We start from the raw sequence: 17067 nt of genomic DNA on the forward strand, positions 1-17067 counted from the left end.
ATCGGTGATATAAAGCACATGTTAATTTGCATGGCTTGGGCGATGTCTACGACGGGCTACGCCTACGCTCACACCATCCAAATTTGCAGGTTACTCCTCAACCCCTAATCCCTATGCGTCGAACCAAAATCATTTGTACTGTTGGCCCAGCTACATCTGCACCCGAAAAGCTGCAAGCCTTGGTAAAAGCTGGAATGAATGTGGCGCGGCTGAATTTTTCTCACGGCGCTTATGAATTCCACGCCCAAACTGCTCACTATCTCAGACAAATTAGTAGTGAGCAGCAAAAGCCGATCGCAATTATGCAAGACCTGTGTGGCCCGAAGATTCGTTTGGGAACTTTACCATCGGAAGGGTTAAATTTAGAAGCTGGTACTGAAGTCACCTTTGTTTTGCAAGAAAAGGGTGAAAGTATCGACGAACTACCTTTACCATTGCCGACTTTGTTCGCAATGGTGCGACCAGGTGAACCGATTTTGATTAATGATGGTCGCGTCAAGTTGATTGTTACTGCTCGTGATGCCGATCGCATTCGCGCCCAAGTAAAAATTGGCGGGTTAATTTCTACACACAAGGGAGTAAACCTACCACAAACTCCTTTACCTGTTAGTTCAATTACTGAAAAAGACTTGCTGGATCTGCGCTTTGGGATTCAGTTAGGTGTAGACTGGGTGGCGGTGTCCTTTGTGCGATCGCCACAAGACTTAGAACCCGCCAAGCGAATGATTGAAGCAGCTGGTGCTTCCATCCGCTTAATTGCCAAAATCGAAAGAGCAGAAGCAGTAGAGAATTTTGACTCCATTCTGAATGTTGCGGACGCGATTATGATTGCTCGTGGCGATTTAGGGGTAGAAGTGCCAATTCACGAAGTCCCCCTAATTCAAAAAGATATAATTCGCCGTTGCAATCGTGCTGGCAAGCCGGTGATTACAGCCACCCAAATGCTAGAGTCGATGATTAGCGCCCCCGATCCCACCCGCGCCGAAGCAACCGATGTTGCCAACTCTATCTTAGATGGTACGGATGCGGTAATGCTTTCTGGTGAAACAGCTGTCGGACAATATCCCATCGCCGCCGTCGAGATGATGCACAACATCGCCGTGCGGACAGAACAGGCTCTAGATGAGGGTAGCAAACATGCTTGGTGTCATGAGGCAGGTAGTCTTAGCGTTACTGAATCTGTAGCCGAATCCGTGTGTCGCATCGCTTATGAAACAGGCTCACGAGCAATTCTCTGTAACACGACTTCAGGAAGTACGGCGAGAATGGTGTCTAAATATCGCCCGACTTCTCCCATTATTGCCCTCACCTCTGACATCACCGCTTATCGTCAACTAGCGCTTTCTTGGGGTGTGGAAGCTTTGCTGATCCCACCAGTCCACAATGCCGAAGAGATGTTTACCAATGTGGTGAACACAGTTGTAGACATGGGTTTAGCGAATAAGGGCGATAAAGTAGTAATTACCTCTGGTGTTCCAATTGGTAAATCAGGAACAACTAGTTTAATCAAAGTGCATTCCATTGGACAGCCAATTTCTGCATAAGGCACTTAGAATAGGGCTGTGGCTGAAGATAGTAAGCAAAATTGGGCAATGATTAAGAAAAATTGCCAGAATCAGAATTGAAGGAACTGGAGACTGGGGACTGGTGATTGGGGGCTAGGGACTAAGGAGACAAGGAAATAAAGAACTTTTAACTTCTCACTCAGAACTCAGCACTCAGCACTCAGCACTAATTTGGTGGGGAATAAGTAAATCCTGTAACATTCATCACGGAGTATTTTATGTCTAAGAATTTACTGGAACAATTGCGACAAGTGACTGTTGTAGTCGCAGATACAGGGGATATCCAGGCAATTGAAAAGTTCAAACCCCAAGACGCCACCACCAATCCTTCGCTGATAACTGCTGCGGCGCAGATGCCAGAATATCAGGGAATTGTTGATCAAACTCTACTCCAAGCGAAGAAAGATGCTGGAGCCGGAGCCACCCAAGCACAGATAGTTTCTCTAGCTTTTGACCGTTTGGCAGTCGCTTTTGGATTAAAGATTTTGCAAATCATTCCCGGTCGCGTGTCTACGGAAGTGGATGCTCGCTTGTCTTACGATACCGAAGCTACCGTAACTAAAGCACGGGAATTAATTGCCCAGTATAAAGCTGCTGGAATTGGGCGCGATCGCGTTTTAATTAAAATCGCCAGTACTTGGGAAGGTATTCGCGCTGCGGAAATTCTCGAAAAAGAAGGTATTCACTGTAACCTTACCTTGTTGTTTGGTCTTCACCAAGCGATCGCCTGTGCAGAAGCCGGCATTACCCTAATTTCTCCCTTCGTTGGCCGGATTCTCGACTGGTACAAAAAAGATACCGGACGCGATAGCTACCCAGCAACCGAAGATCCCGGAGTTTTGTCCGTTACCAAAATCTACAACTACTACAAGAAATTCGGCTATAAAACCGAAGTTATGGGAGCTAGCTTCCGTAACATTGGTGAAATTACTGAACTTGCAGGTAGTGATTTGCTAACTATTTCGCCATCCCTTTTGGCTGAATTGCAAGCAACTGTTGGAGAACTGCCACGCAAACTCGACCCTGCTAAGGCAGCAAACTTGGAAATCGAAAAGATATCCATTGACAAAGCTACTTATGACAAGATGCATGCCGCCGACCGCATGGCAACCGACAAACTAGATGAGGGGATCAAAGGTTTCACCAAGGCACTAGAAGACCTTGAGAAACTTTTAGCAGACCGACTAGTTCGCCTTGAAGGAGAGGTAGTAGCAGCTCATTAGAACTTAACCATAGTTAGTGGTTAGTGGTTCAACCACTAACCATTAGTTTAGTTGCATCAGTCCTCATTAATAACGACGGCGGATAATCTGGTATCGTCCGTAAGGCTGCCGTCGTTGGATAATCTGTCGTTGTCTAAACTCCTGTCGGCGTCGAATATTTTGGTATCGTCCGAAAGGCTGGCGTCGTCGAATATTTTGGTATCGTCCAAAGGGCTGCCGACGTTGGATGATCTGCCGCCGTCGAATCATTCGGTATCGTCCTGGCCGCCGTTGAGCAATTAAAAACTCTCTAGTTTTATCTCCAACTAAGTTAGCCTCCGGTGCAGCGCTTTGTTCATTGCGAGCATTACTTAAAGAAATATCCTTTGCTTCAGCTAATGAGGGCGGATACACAAAGGCACATAGCAATAGCGCTATTGAAGATAACTTCTTTAAACCTTTCATGTTTTTGCTTCTACTAGACTTTCGGTAATAACTTTATTAAACACCTTAAAGCCAGTAAATTATCGTTCATCCACTTTTTTTAAACTTAATTTAGAATGAAATTTGAATATAGAATTTCATCCTAATGGATGATTGAAAATTACAGGGATCTATGTAAAACATTTAGAACCTGAAAATTATTCCAAATTATACTCGTGATACAATCAAACTTAAACTATCTATAAAAACAAAAAAGTATTTTTACAAGTGCAATTACTTACATTTAACTTTATCAAACTCCTAATTAAATTGCAGTTTCCTAATGTTAAAGAAATTACAAGCAAAGAATTAGCTCAATTACTATTAGATTCTGCAAAGCCGCGGCCATTAGTGCTAGATGCCCGAAGTCAGATAGAGTATGCGGTAAGCCATATTGAGACAGCAGCGCAGATAGACGCTGTTACATCTGACTTAGCAGCACTTTCAACACTTTCAAAAGATAGACCAATAGTCGTGTACTGCGCCGTTGGCTACCGTAGCGCCAAATTTATCAGAAGCGATCGCTTCATAGTCACCTCAGACTCCAGCACAAGCATGGCGAGGCTAAAGTAGGGCGCTATATTCTTCAAAACCCACCATTCCTAGACATATTGATATAGCAGTCCTAAATCCAAGATTATTTTATTCTCATCTAGTCTGCCTCAGAATTCATTCTGAGTCTAATGGCGAAAGTCGTCTAAAGACGACTGATAAAAGGTTATAGTTCGTTAAAACGGACTTTAGCTAAAAGCCAAAGAACTTCAGTTGTGGGCGGTTTCTGTCTAGAACGAAGGAAGAACCGTTATAACACTTGATATTTTCTGCTACTAAGCAAGACGACGTAACACCATGATAGAACGGTCTGTAACTGGTACAGTTTGCTCACCCATAATCAATTTTCCTGGGCTAAGGAAGCGAGATTCATTGGTGTCAATAACTATTTCCCATTCCCTATCTTGGAAAACATTGGGTAAAGCAAACTCAAGCGTTTCGTAGTGAGCATTAAAAAATAGCAAAAAGCTTTCATCAATAATCCGTTCACCACGGGGGCCAGGAGTAAGAATGCCCTCGCCATTCAAGAAAATTTCCATAGCTTTGGCATAACTAACTAGCCACTGCTTTTCAGTCATTTCGCTACCATCGGCATTAAACCAACCAATATCATTGATACCAAAACCGTGAATAGGACGACCTTGAAACCACTTACGCCGTCTAAATACTGGATGCTTATGACGAAAATCAATCAGTTCGCGGCTAAAATCTAGTAGTTCAGAATTAGATTTTTGTAAACTCCAATCACGCCAGGAAATTTCATTATCTTGGCAGTAAGCATTGTTATTACCCTTCTGGGTGCAACCAATTTCATCTCCTGCTAGTAGCATGGGTACGCCTTGAGACAGCATTAAAGTTGCTAAAAAGTTGCGTCGCTGACGTTCCCTTAAGCGGATTACGTCTGGGTCATCGGTTTCTCCTTCTACACCGCAATTCCAAGAACGGTTATGGCTTTCCCCATCCCGGCTATCTTCGCCGTTAGCCTGATTATGCTTTTCGTTGTAGCTGACCAAATCATTGAGCGTAAAGCCATCATGGGCAGTGATGAAATTAATACTAGCACTGGGATTACGCCCGTTTGCTTGGTAAAGGTCAGGGCTACCGGTAAAACAATAAGCAAATTGCCCCAGGCTATCATCCTCACCACGCCAAAAATCCCGGACAGTATCACGATATCTGCCATTCCATTCAGACCAACGTAAAGGAAAATTGCCAACTTGATAACCGCCTTCTCCCAAATCCCAAGGTTCAGCAATCAGCTTCACATCTGCCAGAACTGGATCTTGATGAATAATATCAAAAAAAGCTGCGAGATTATCTACTTCATATAGTTCTCGCGCTAATGCCGAAGCTAAATCAAATCGAAAGCCATCAACATGCATTTCTGTTACCCAATAGCGCAAGCTATCCATGATTAACTTCAAAACTTGAGCATGACGCACATTTAGAGAGTTGCCGCAGCCTGTGAAGTCCATGTAGTAACGGGAATTATCTTTGACCAAGCGATAGTACACGGCATTATCGATGCCTCGCAGTGATAATGTTGGCCCTAAATGATTGCCTTCGCCAGTGTGGTTATAAACTACATCTAAAATTACTTCAATGCCAGCAGCGTGTAAGTCCTTAACCATCTGCTTAAACTCGGTAACTTGTTGTCCGAGTGAGCCACTAGCACTGTAACCGGAGTAGGGTGTCAAATAATTAATGGAATCGTAACCCCAATAGTTTTTGAGTCCTTTATCCACCAGAAATCCTGGAGAAGATAAAAAGTGATGCACAGGCATCAATTCCACAGATGTGATTCCTAGTTGTTGGAGATATTGAATTGCGGCTGGATGTGCTAATCCTGCATAAGTACCACGTAATTCTTCTGGAATTTCTGGGTGTAACTTAGTAAAGCCTTTAACGTGAGTTTCATAAATAATAGTTTCGTGCCACGGTATAGAAAGTAGTTTGTCGTCTCCCCAATCAAAAGACTGATCGACAACAATACACTTTGGCATAATTTCGGCATTATCTAAATCAGAAAAAGCTAGGTCTTGTTCTGGTGCATCTAAAGAGTAGCCAAAATTAGCTGGATTATCGATAATTTCCCCATCAATTGCCTTAGCATAGGGATCAATTAGTAGTTTATTAGGGTTAAATCGATGGCCAAGTTCTGGGGCCCAAGGGCCATGTACTCTAAATCCATAGCGTTGTCCAGGCCCCACTCCTGGTAGATAAGCGTGCCAAACAAAATTATTTTTTTCTGTTAAAGGCAAGCGAATTTCATCATTATCAGCATCAAATAAACAAAGTTCTACACTTGTTGCATTTTCAGAAAACAAAGCAAAGTTAGTACCTTTGCCATCCCAAGTAGCACCCAAGGGATATACATTCCCAGGCCATACAGCTATATACATAAGTGAAATACCAAAAGGTAATTTTAGTGTTAGTAAGCACTTTTAAGATGTGTTTAATAGTAATTTTTATAAGTTAATTTAAAAGTTTAGGTTAATAAATTTGAATTAACTAGATATTACTATTTTCTCCTGAAAACTTTTTAAAAATGGATAAAAATAACTTATTTCATTTTGAGGCAATAATAAAAATTTTATATTTTTAACTGAAAATATTTGGCTCATCTTTTTTTACTACTAAACTCATAAATTTATTAATAAGTTTATTTGCAAATTTTTTAGCTTCATTACTTTACAAAAAACAACAAATATCTATATCTACCAAAATGAATAAATTTATTTATACCAACGTATATATTTACTTAAAACATCTTTTGTGAAACTACAATACCAATTTTTTTATTGACTTCTTGTTGTAGCATTTATATGTAGTAGTAGGCATGATCTACAGTGATAAGATGTCAAACATAGGTTGCTTTAAGCGAAGCATTCTCGTTGTGGAAAAAATAACTTTACTACATCAGCCCTCTGTCTTCGTAGTCTTTTGCTAAATCTACATCACATTGTTGCCGATGGCTGGTCAATTGGGGTGCTGATTAGAGAATTGGGAGTATTATACAAAGCTTTTGTAGAAGATAAGCGATGTTTGATGTCTACGCTTCTGCCAGAGTTACCCATTCAGTATGCAGATTTCGCCCAATGGCAACGAGAGTGGCTGCAAGCAGTGGGGGAAAACGGCTGTTCGCCTTTACAAACGCAGTTAGCTTACTGGCAAAAGCAATTAGACGGGATTTCGGTGCTGAATCTCCCCACCGACCGAGTAAGACCAGCAGTTCCAACCTATAAGGGTGCAAAACAATTTTTAGAACTACCACATTCCTTAACTCAAGCGCTAGAGGCACTTAGCTACCAAGAAGATGTAACCTTGTTCATGACAATGCTTGCAGCGTTTCAGACTTTGCTCTATCGCTACACGCAGCAAGAGGATATTGTAGTAGGTTCAGCGATCGCTAATCGTAACCGTAGCGAACTAGAAGGGTTGATTGGTTTTTTTGTCAATAGTTTGGTGTTACGTAGCGATTTATCAGGGAACCCGACGTTTCAAGAATTACTAAATCGAGTGCGAGAGGTAACATTAGGAGCATACAGCCATCAAGATTTGCCCTTTGAAAAGCTGGTGGAAGAACTTCACCCAGAGCGAGATTTGAGCCGCCATCCTTTATTTCAGGTCGTATTTAGTCTGCAAAATACTCCCATTGAAGCACTAGAGTTACCTGGGTTAAAGCTTTCGTTATTCGACTTCGACAGTAAAATTGCAAAGCTTGATTTAGAGTTCCATTTGTGGCGAGACTTGGAAACCAATAGCCAAGCAGTTCTCAAGTATGTTCCGCAAGTTTACCCTAAGCGAATTAATCTTTTCAGGACAAAAGTTCAGTTAAACGTCGCTGAGGGAGAACCAAGTATGGGTTGGGATCAGCTAGCTGTGCGAGGAACTGAAATTCATCATATTCCTGGCAATCACCTAACCATGCTGAGAAAACCACATATTCAGGTTCTCGCCGCACAATTAAGAGGCTGTATTGAGAAAACACAAACTTTAAAATAAGGGTGAATTAATATAGTAATTCATAAAGCTGAACTCATACACCCACGGCGATCGCTTTTCCCATTCCGGCAAAAATCGTGCCTGCACGACTCTCGCCTCTATTGAAGCAGGAAACTATTTCAACCTGATTTATTCCTATTTTTTTAATTTTTCACCTATAAATCCTGATTTTTTATTCTTTGATGAATTGTATACCCAATTTTATATAAAATATTTACCTGACTTTTTCCTATTGTATTCTAGTTTAATTTTGATAAATATAGTTAATGTAAAGAGCCTGAAGAATCAATAGAGCAGAAATTGATTTGTTACGCAAAAAAGTTGTAGAAAATTGCAAGCTTACTTTGGAAAGCAAGCTAAATTTTCCTAATCAAGAAGCACACACAAAATTTGAAAAGTTTGTATCTAATGGATTAAAGGGTGAAAAAGCTGAGACTGCATGGCGAGATTTTTATCAAGACGAAAAAAATCAAGAACTGTGGCCAGGTGCTAAGTCTAAAGAAAATGCTCGACAATTAGAGGAGGATTGGCAAAATTTGGTAGATAAAGCTATGTATGCAAGTAGTGATAATGGTTTACTATTGCCTCTAAGCTAGTTTTTGGCAGTATAAACATTCTAATTTTTTACTACATGTAAAAAGATCGGTTGTAAATATGGGTTTAAATGACTAAAACTCACCATGTCCGTAACAATAGTTACGCTACACAATTTCCATCATTTGGCTTTTATTTGAGTTACACAAGTGGATAAGTTAATTGGGCTTGTAGTTATTTCAAAATATAAGTAACAAAAACAACCAATTAACTTAATTTCCTTCTTGTACTCAACATAAAATCTCACGTTCCAAAGTTACATTCGCAGAAATCGCAAACCTATTCGCTACAAAATCCTATGACTTCATTCCTCAAAACCAAAACATTCACACACACAATCAAGAATTTTCCTGCTATAGGAATAGTGATTTTTTCATCTTTAACTGCATCATTTTTATTACCTGAATTGAGCAATCTTATTTTCCAAAAAAATGATTATGCTGCACAAGCACAGCAGAGAAATATAACTCAATATACAGTTGCACCTGGTGATTTTTTATCAAATATTGCTGAGAGATTTTATGGTGATGGTAGTGAAGCTTCGTGGAGAAAAATTTATGAAGCTAATAGGTCTGTAATTGGGCCTGATCCTACTCAACTCCAGGCTGGAATGGTACTTGTTATACCTGAAGCTAATCAGTCTCAGCCCAATAGTGTTGCTAGCAGGGGTAGTTTCCAGGATATGCTACTAGCCCTAGGACGAAGAGAAACAGGGCAAGAAAATCCACCTTATAATATTGAGAACCAGTTGGGTTTTATTGGCAAGTATCAATTTGGTGAAGCTCTATTAATTGATCTTGGATACTATCGAGCTAATTTTTATTATGGCAATGGTGCTAGTAGAAATGAGTGGCAGGGTACGTGGACAGGAAAAAATGGTGTTAATAGCAAGCAAGATTTTTTAAATAATCAGAATAATGTGCAAGAAACGGCTATTCAAGAAGCTTTCGCATTGAACTTAAGTCGAATCAACAGTCAACTTGGACAGAATGGACTCTCCGTAAGACAATTTATCGGACAACAACGAGGAGGAGTAGTCATCACAATATCTGGAATTCTAGCAGCTGCTCATCTGCGTGGGGAAGGAGGCGTTGTCCAACTGCTGCTGAATAACCAGGTTTCTCAAGATGAAAATGGCACTTCTATTCTCACTTATTTAAGAGAATTTGGCGGATTCCAAACTCCGTTCGATTAAGCAAAACAGAGGTCTTACCAAATACATTCTGTGACAATCCCTAGTAGTCTGTCAGTTTTGAATTTAGTGGTAAGGATTTTAGCCCTTGTTTTCTACGCACTAAAGTGCTTACTACAAACCCTCAAAACTAGCTTGACAGACTACTAGTTTATGACAAGTTTATCGCCGGATGCGTTGCAAGGCGCATGTCCAGTTCAGTTCTCAAAATTTTTGACTTTTGACTACAGCTTACCACTTCCTACCTTGTTTCTTAAAAGTTACCTTGCTATTTATGTCATCAGGTATATATGCGCCAGCCGCAGTAGCGATTAACTTAAACATTAGGAAAATACGAACTGGCTGGGTTTCAGCTAAAGGGAATCAATAAAAGCCCTTTGGCTTACTTTTTGATGGCATTTATATACAGTCTCACTGCCTGCGTTTTTCAGCCTTGGGAGTTTTTAACAAGCTCACTAAGCTGTTATGCTACCAGCAAAATCTCTAGTGGAAATCAACCTGTATTAGGAAGTGGGCGATGCACATTGGATTTCTCAACCCTCAAGGCAATTTTGATTCAGCCAATAGTCACATAACGAAACACCCAGATTTTGGGGGTCAGCTGATCTACGTTAAGCAAGTTGCCCTAGCCATAGCTCAAATGGGTCATAAAGTTGATATTCTCACCCGTCAAATTATTGACCCAGAATGGCCAGAGTTTGCTGAAACATTTGAGACATATCCAGGGGTCGATAACGTCCGCATTATCCGCTTACCTGCTGGGCCAAAAGAATTTCTCCCTAAAGAGTTGTTATGGCCTCATCTGGTTGCTGATTGGGTACCCAACATCTTGAAATTTTATCAAGAGCAAGGTGGCTTACCCGATGCTATGACTGCTCACTACGGCGATGGAGGACTTTGTGGCGTTCTAATTGAAGAGGAGACAGGCATACCTTTTACCTTTACTGCTCATTCTCTCGGCGCTCAAAAGATGGATAAACTAGAAGTCACCTCAGAAAATCTCACGGAAATAGATGAGCAATTTAATTTCAGATATCGCATTTTAGCCGAACGCCTGAGCATGAATCGCTCCGCTATTAATATCACTAGTACACGACAAGAACGCTTTGAACAGTATTCTCATCGAGTCTATAGTGGTGCAGTGGATGTAAACAATGACAATCGCTTTGCAATAATTCTACCGGGAGCGGATTTCTCGATTTTCGGTGCAAAGGCACGTTCCGAAAATGAGGAAGCTACCTACCAACACATTCAGGAGCGATTGGCACGGGACATTGCAGAAACCCGTCGAGATTTGCCCGTTATTGTAGCATCCAGTCGATTAGAGCTTAAAAAAAACATATTGGGGCTAGTGCAAGCCTTCGCAATGAGTCCAACACTTCAGGAACGAGCTAACTTGGTGCTAATTACAGGGGGACTGGACGATCCTTTGCGAGAGGAAGCTAGTGACGGCATAGCTGAAGAGGTATTAGCTCCCATTCGGGAAGTGGTCAAAGAAAAAGACTTGTGGGGCAAGGTGAGTGCCTTTGGCTTGTCAGATCAGTCTCAAGAGTCACTGGCAGCAACCTATCGGTTTTTGGTTAAACGCCGCTCAGTATTTGCGCTGACCGCACTTTATGAACCTTTTGGGCTTGCTCCCTTAGAAGCGGCAGTTGCAGGTTTACCAGTGGTAGCAACTAAGAATGGTGGCCCCAGCGAGAGCTTCCGACAGGGAGATAAGGAATATGGCGTACTCGTTGACCCAGAAGATACTGCTGATATTGCACGCGGCTTAGAGCGGTTGCTATGTAATGCTCAGGAGTGGGAGTATTTTGCCCAAGCTGGTCAGCAACGGGTGCTAAAGAAGTACACTTGGGAATCTACTGCTGAAAACTATCTGACTTTGCTTGAGCAGATTCTGTCTTCACCGGAAACCCGCCCTCGTGCTGAACTCCTTCCCATTCATGCCTACTTCCGTAATCCAGAATCGCAGACCGATGTTTTTTTGGAAGAATTGGGCGACCTTTACTTTGGAAGTAATCAAAAGGTATTAATAAATGCGGGTTAAATGAGAGTGCAAAACTAAGGTCAAAGCAGAAGTTGCTACAAAAAAAGTGGAAGTTCTTGCAGGGAAAGCGGATATTGCTACAGACTGCGCGAAACACCGAAACGTTAAAGCAGATGTTCTTGCAGGGAAAGCGGATATTGCTACAGACTGCGCGAAACACCGAAACGTTAAAGCGGAAGTTCTTGCAGGAAAAGCGGATGTTGCTACAGACTGCGCGAAACACCGAAACGTTAAAGCGGAAGTTCTTGCAGGGAAAGCGGATGTTGCTACAGACTGCGCGAAACACCGAAACGTTAAAGCGGAAGTTCTTGCAGGGAAAGCGGATGTTGCTACAGACTGCGCGAAACACCGAAACGTTAACCCTGGAGCAATTTTTTTTGATGGATGCTAAACAAATGGGGGTTTAAGTCCCCTACCTTTACAGGCAGCACGTTTTGTATCGGGGTAAAATCCCCGTTACAAAACGTAATTGCGTTAGCGACGTAGGAGCGTCATTGCAAATTGCGAATTGCGTTAGCGCAGCGTTAGCGAGGAACGAGCGTCATTGCGAATTGCAAATTGGTTATAAGCAGCCAGCGCAAAATGTGCTGACTGCTTCAGAAAACTGTTGGTTTTGTTCCATCAATGCCATGTGTCCACCTGGTTTTAGGGTGACTCGTTCAGAATAAGGCAATTCTGCTTTCATGCGATCGCTCGCCAAGTAGCCCAACAGACAGCAGTTGAACCAGCCATACAAGTAGAAAATTATGAGGCATGAATATCATGAGCTTTGTAATGCTAACGCAAACATTGGATCATGACGTAATTCTTCATGGTCATTCAAATCTTCATATCCCATGACTAACCCGTATATCCGTTGTGCAATTAAGTCTTCTATTGGATGCAACATTCGGTTGATTTGACGGTAATCTTGGAAACATAGAGCTAATCGTGATGTTATCTGCAATTTTCGGTCTAGTTCCGCAATTAAGCCTAACCCAGCATCGGATGTTACCTGTCCCCCAGTGAAATTTACTACGATTGGGAGTGATTTTGGCTGTTCAAATTTGAACTGTTTTGGTATCGATCGCGTTGCTGGTTGAATCATCCTTTAGAACTACTGAAATATTTACCATATATACATCTTAGCAGTTTTTATCCCCATTTTTTTACGAGTTGGTGAGAAATCCGGGCTTGCATGTCGAGTTACCTTTGCGTAGCGTATTTGAAGCACCGACAATTGCACAAATATCTAAGATAGTGGAAAGCTTTAAAGAAAGCGATCGTCAAAATCAAGCGCCAGTTTTAATACCATTATCACGTGAAAGTCGGCGGATCAAGTTATCTTCCTTAAACGAAGAGACCAAGAGGCGTTAGGGACTAGTAGAGAAAGATAAGATACCAAAAGCCTATCTCACTAATAATATTAGAATGTCGGGAAATATAAAGATGAGTGAGACAATTGTAGTCTGCAATTGGGGTTTTCTTAAGTAGCCATCAAGTAGAACGCTAACTGTGATGGCTGCAATAGTCTTGAGCCTAGCGTATCGACAAATACGGCATTTAACAAATGTCCTGTGCTGTCTGAAAGTGGAAGGATTGTTGTGTGTTGAGGCAATGTCTGTAAGCCGACAAGCGTTATCTCAAGTCTTGAGAGCTTGCCAACACAACTATTTATCAAGTATTTGAGCAAGTATATAGACAGTAAACCACAAACTTTTGAAAACCAACGTAATAATAAGGGTTTCAGCCATCGTTAATCAGGAGTATTGACCATTGGTTTTAGAAGGATCTTAGAGCGATCGCTTAAAGATAACTAGAGTGATCGTCTGAAATGCTCAACAAAACGTTGTTTTGTGATATCCCTGGCTTTGGCTGAAATGTTTGCTTGGGTTTTGCTTCTAAAAAACTTTTTGGTTTACTGATAGAGTGTCTAGCAGCAAAGAAAAACACTAGGACTTACGCGATATGGGCATCTACGGATTTAAGCGGTTCGATATCCTAACTGAAGCCAGGAAAAGTATGTTTTAACTACACAAGAAGCCAAAATCCATTATCAAGTAGTGCTGATGCAACAAAGCTATTACGGATTGAAAATTCACACTTCCCCCTTGTATGTTCATCACAGTGTATCAACCATTGTTGCCTAGAACCGGGCAGTGTGGGGAGTTTCAAGGGGACTGTGAAGTAGTTCCAAAAATATTTTGGAAAAATAGTTGACACAAAGAGTTGGGTTCGCTATATTGAATAAGTGCCTGAAGCGGAGCGCAAAAGAGCGACGTTATTCAGGGAACCGAACCTTGAAAATATTATAGTTTGAAAGCGAAAAGACAGCAAGTAGTTTGCCTCAAGAAAATGATAACTAAGCTGAAGTTAAAAAAGAGCAGCTAAATGTATTGAGTTCAAAAGCTTTCCATTTCAAAACGGAGAGTTTGATCCTGGCTCAGGATGAACGCTGGCGGTATGCTTAACACATGCAAGTCGAACGGTGCTTTAGGGCACAGTGGCGGACGGGTGAGTAACGCGTGAGAATCTGGCTTCAGGTCTGGGACAACCACTGGAAACGGTGGCTAATACCGGATGTGCCGAAAGGTGAAAGATTAATTGCCTGGAGATGAGCTCGCGTCTGATTAGCTAGTAGGTGTGGTAAAGGCGCACCTAGGCGACGATCAGTAGCTGGTCTGAGAGGACGATCAGCCACACTGGGACTGAGACACGGCCCAGACTCCTACGGGAGGCAGCAGTGGGGAATTTTCCGCAATGGGCGAAAGCCTGACGGAGCAATACCGCGTGAGGGAGGAAGGCTCTTGGGTCGTAAACCTCTTTTCTCAGGGAAGAAAAAAATGACGGTACCTGAGGAATAAGCATCGGCTAACTCCGTGCCAGCAGCCGCGGTAATACGGAGGATGCAAGCGTTATCCGGAATGATTGGGCGTAAAGCGTCCGCAGGTGGCTGTGTAAGTCTGCTGTTAAAGAGTCTAGCTCAACTAGATAAGAGCAGTGGAAACTACACGGCTAGAGTACGTTCGGGGCAGAGGGAATTCCTGGTGTAGCGGTGAAATGCGTAGAGATCAGGAAGAACACCGGTGGCGAAGGCGCTCTGCTAGGCCGTAACTGACACTGAGGGACGAAAGCTAGGGGAGCGAATGGGATTAGATACCCCAGTAGTCCTAGCCGTAAACGATGGATACTAGGCGTGGCTTGTATCGACCCGAGCCGTGCCGTAGCTAACGCGTTAAGTATCCCGCCTGGGGAGTACGCCGGCAACGGTGAAACTCAAAGGAATTGACGGGGGCCCGCACAAGCGGTGGAGTATGTGGTTTAATTCGATGCAACGCGAAGAACCTTACCAAGGCTTGACATGTCGCGAATCTTCTCGAAAGGGAAGAGTGCCTTCGGGAGCGCGAACACAGGTGGTGCATGGCTGTCGTCAGCTCGTGTCGTGAGATGTTGGGTTAAGTCCCGCAACGAGCGCAACCCTCGTTTTTAGTTGCCAGCATTAAGTTGGGCACTCTAGAGAGACTGCCGGTGACAAACCGGAGGAAGGTGGGGATGACGTCAAGTCAGCATGCCCCTTACGCCTTGGGCTACACACGTACTACAATGCTCCGGACAGAGGGCAGCAAGCGGGCGACCGCAAGCAAATCCCGGAAACCGGAGCTCAGTTCAGATCGCAGGCTGCAACTCGCCTGCGTGAAGGAGGAATCGCTAGTAATTGCAGGTCAGCATACTGCAGTGAATTCGTTCCCGGGCCTTGTACACACCGCCCGTCACACCATGGAAGCTGGTAGTGCCCGAAGTCATTACTCCAACTGTCAAAAGAGGAGGATGCCTAAGGCAGGACTGGTGACTGGGGTGAAGTCGTAACAAGGTAGCCGTACCGGAAGGTGTGGCTGGATCACCTCCTTTTTAGGGAGACCTACACCCCTTACATATCGAAAAACACACTAGTTTTATAGATAGTAAGTTGGTCTATACCTAGGTCGGTCGCAGATATTTGCAAGATGAACGCTTTCAAACTATGATGAAGGTTCTTTATGGGCTATTAGCTCAGGTGGTTAGAGCGCACCCCTGATAAGGGTGAGGTCCCTGGTTCGAGTCCAGGATGGCCCACCTAAAGGAGTGCTGAGTACCGAGTGCTGAGTGCTGAGTAAAAAACTTAGTATTGAGAAGTAGGAATTCAGAACTACCATAGTGGGAGTAAATTAGAGAAAGCGCGTGATGAGAACAAAAAACTCAGCACTCAGCCCTCATAACTCAACACTGTATTGGGGGTTTAGCTCAGTTGGTAGAGCGCCTGCTTTGCAAGCAGGATGTCAGCGGTTCGAGTCCGCTAACCTCCACCTGTGGCGGTTGCCATTGATAAAATAGAGTGAGAAATCAGCAACATGACTTAACTGGAGTCAGACTGCTGAGTTGTATCTCAGCCAGAACCTTGAAAACTGCATAGTAACGCGAAAATAGCAGGCAGACACAGACATTGAGAGTGCTGAGTACTGAGTGCTGAGTACTGAGTAAAATCAGTAGGAAGTGACGAGGTAAGCAGAACTAACTATTTGTGAATGCAAGTCATTAAAAGACCAAATATTTGAGTGGTCAAGCTAATAAGGGCTAACGGTGGATACCTAGGCACACAGAGGCGACGAAGGACGTGGTTACCGACGATATGCTCCGGGGAGTTGGAAGCAAACATTGAGCCGGAGATTTCCGAATGGGGCAACCCTATATACTACCTGCTGAATATATAGGCAGGAAAGAGCCAACCCAGCGAATTGAAACATCTTAGTAGCTGGAGGAAGAGAAATCAATAAAGAGATTCCCTCAGTAGTGGTGAGCGAAAGGGGAAGAGCCTAAACCAAAAGATTTATCTTTTGGGGTAGTGGGAGAGCGATATCGAATCTGGAGGCTAGACGAAGCAGCTAAATACTGCACCAAAGAAGGTGAAAGTCCTGTAGTCGAAAGTCAAAGGATAGTAGCTCAATCCCGAGTAGCATGGGGCACGAGGAATCCCATGTGAATCAGCGAGGACCACCTCGTAAGGCTAAATACTACTGTGTGACCGATAGTGAACCAGTACCGCGAGGGAAAGGTGAAAAGAACCCCGGAAGGGGAGTGAAATAGAACATGAAACCGTTAGCTTACAAGCAGTGGGAGGACTATTTAAAAGTCTGACCGCGTGCCTGTTGAAGAATGAGCCGGCGACTTATAGGCACTGGTAGGTTAAAGCGAGAATGCTGGAGCCAAAGGGAAACCGAGTCTGAAAAGGGCGATAATCAGTGTTTATAGACCCGAACCCTGGTGATCTAACCATGGCCAGGATGAAGCTTGGGTAACACCAAGTGGAGGTCCGCACCGACTGATGTTGAAAAATCAGCGGATGAGCTGTGGTTAGGGGTGAAATGCCAATCGAACCAGGAGCTAGCTGGTTCTCCCCGAAATGTGTTTAGG

General features: G+C 43.1%; 10 protein-coding genes, 2 tRNA genes, 2 rRNA genes and 2 pseudogenes (1 of these 16 running past the window's edge). 12 read left to right on the top strand and 4 right to left on the bottom strand.

Annotated features, from left to right (window positions below):
- Positions 1-113: 113 nt before the first annotated feature.
- Positions 114-1544, top strand: a complete 1431-nt coding sequence (pyk, locus tag CDC33_RS18930; RefSeq protein ID WP_109009792.1) for a pyruvate kinase — start codon at positions 114-116, stop codon at positions 1542-1544.
- A gap of 239 nt (positions 1545-1783) precedes the next feature.
- Positions 1784-2788 carry a transaldolase gene (locus tag CDC33_RS18935; RefSeq protein ID WP_109009794.1) on the top strand — a complete coding sequence of 335 codons (1005 nt, stop codon included), beginning with the start codon at positions 1784-1786 and terminating at the stop codon, positions 2786-2788.
- Between the two features lie 66 nt (positions 2789-2854).
- Here the strand turns inward: CDC33_RS18935 and CDC33_RS18940 are convergent, their stop codons facing one another.
- The gene (locus tag CDC33_RS18940) at positions 2855-3232 is read right to left on the bottom strand and encodes a hypothetical protein (RefSeq protein ID WP_109009795.1); all 378 of its coding nucleotides are present in this window, start codon (positions 3230-3232) and stop codon (positions 2855-2857) included.
- 246 nt (positions 3233-3478) lie between these two features.
- Between CDC33_RS18940 and CDC33_RS18945 the strand changes: the two genes are divergently transcribed.
- Positions 3479-3823: a rhodanese-like domain-containing protein gene (locus CDC33_RS18945; protein WP_181374073.1), complete on the top strand. Its 345-nt coding sequence runs from the start codon at positions 3479-3481 to the stop codon at positions 3821-3823.
- 254 nt (positions 3824-4077) lie between these two features.
- Here the strand turns inward: CDC33_RS18945 and glgX are convergent, their stop codons facing one another.
- Positions 4078-6204 (bottom strand): glycogen debranching protein GlgX, encoded by a 2127-nt coding sequence (gene glgX / locus CDC33_RS18950; RefSeq protein WP_109009799.1) that lies wholly within the window; start codon positions 6202-6204, stop codon positions 4078-4080.
- Positions 6205-6742: 538 nt separating this feature from the next.
- Between glgX and CDC33_RS18955 the strand changes: the two are divergent.
- From CDC33_RS18955 to CDC33_RS18975, 5 genes and pseudogenes are all read left to right on the top strand, one after another.
- A pseudogene (locus CDC33_RS18955) lies at positions 6743-7543 on the top strand (condensation domain-containing protein); the annotation flags it as partial.
- Positions 7544-8112: 569 nt separating this feature from the next.
- Positions 8113-8403, top strand: a complete 291-nt coding sequence (locus CDC33_RS18960) for a hypothetical protein (RefSeq protein WP_109009801.1) — start codon at positions 8113-8115, stop codon at positions 8401-8403.
- A gap of 362 nt (positions 8404-8765) precedes the next feature.
- On the top strand, positions 8766-9596 hold the full coding sequence (locus CDC33_RS18965; protein WP_244919279.1) for a LysM peptidoglycan-binding domain-containing protein: 831 nt from the start codon (positions 8766-8768) through the stop codon (positions 9594-9596).
- Positions 9597-10110: 514 nt separating this feature from the next.
- The gene (locus CDC33_RS18970; protein WP_109009805.1) at positions 10111-11640 is read left to right on the top strand and encodes a glycosyltransferase; all 1530 of its coding nucleotides are present in this window, start codon (positions 10111-10113) and stop codon (positions 11638-11640) included.
- 74 nt (positions 11641-11714) lie between these two features.
- On the top strand, positions 11715-12047 hold the full coding sequence (locus CDC33_RS18975; protein ID WP_181374074.1) for a hypothetical protein: 333 nt from the start codon (positions 11715-11717) through the stop codon (positions 12045-12047).
- Positions 12048-12202: 155 nt separating this feature from the next.
- On the opposite strand, the gene CDC33_RS41315 is transcribed toward CDC33_RS18975, so the two are convergent.
- The gene (locus tag CDC33_RS41315) at positions 12203-12325 is read right to left on the bottom strand and encodes an alpha/beta fold hydrolase (protein WP_280524422.1); all 123 of its coding nucleotides are present in this window, start codon (positions 12323-12325) and stop codon (positions 12203-12205) included.
- 87 nt (positions 12326-12412) lie between these two features.
- A pseudogene (locus CDC33_RS18985) lies at positions 12413-12727 on the bottom strand (transposase); the annotation flags it as partial.
- 1312 nt (positions 12728-14039) lie between these two features.
- Between CDC33_RS18985 and CDC33_RS18990 the strand changes: the two are divergent.
- The 4 genes from CDC33_RS18990 to CDC33_RS19005 all read left to right on the top strand — a co-directional run.
- A 16S ribosomal RNA gene (locus CDC33_RS18990) occupies positions 14040-15528 on the top strand.
- Positions 15529-15658: 130 nt separating this feature from the next.
- A tRNA-Ile gene (locus tag CDC33_RS18995) sits at positions 15659-15732 on the top strand.
- 157 nt (positions 15733-15889) lie between these two features.
- Positions 15890-15962 (top strand) — tRNA-Ala (locus CDC33_RS19000).
- A gap of 251 nt (positions 15963-16213) precedes the next feature.
- Positions 16214-17067, top strand: a 23S ribosomal RNA gene (locus CDC33_RS19005) (it continues 2037 nt past the right edge of the window).
- The 16S and 23S rRNA genes sit together here with 2 tRNA genes alongside, the layout of an rRNA operon.

Source organism: Nostoc commune NIES-4072, from assembly GCF_003113895.1.
Lineage (GTDB): Bacteria > Cyanobacteriota > Cyanobacteriia > Cyanobacteriales > Nostocaceae > Nostoc > Nostoc commune.

Coding starts and splice junctions, on each gene's coding strand:
- pyk (WP_109009792.1), top strand. CDS start 114: ATGCGTCGAACCAAAATCATTTGTACTGTTGGCCCAGCTACATCTGCA.
- CDC33_RS18940 (WP_109009795.1), bottom strand. CDS start 3,232: ATGAAAGGTTTAAAGAAGTTATCTTCAATAGCGCTATTGCTATGTGCC.
- CDC33_RS18935 (WP_109009794.1), top strand. CDS start 1,784: ATGTCTAAGAATTTACTGGAACAATTGCGACAAGTGACTGTTGTAGTC.
- CDC33_RS18970 (WP_109009805.1), top strand. CDS start 10,111: ATGCACATTGGATTTCTCAACCCTCAAGGCAATTTTGATTCAGCCAAT.
- glgX (WP_109009799.1), bottom strand. CDS start 6,204: ATGTATATAGCTGTATGGCCTGGGAATGTATATCCCTTGGGTGCTACT.
- CDC33_RS41315 (WP_280524422.1), bottom strand. CDS start 12,325: ATGAAAGCAGAATTGCCTTATTCTGAACGAGTCACCCTAAAACCAGGT.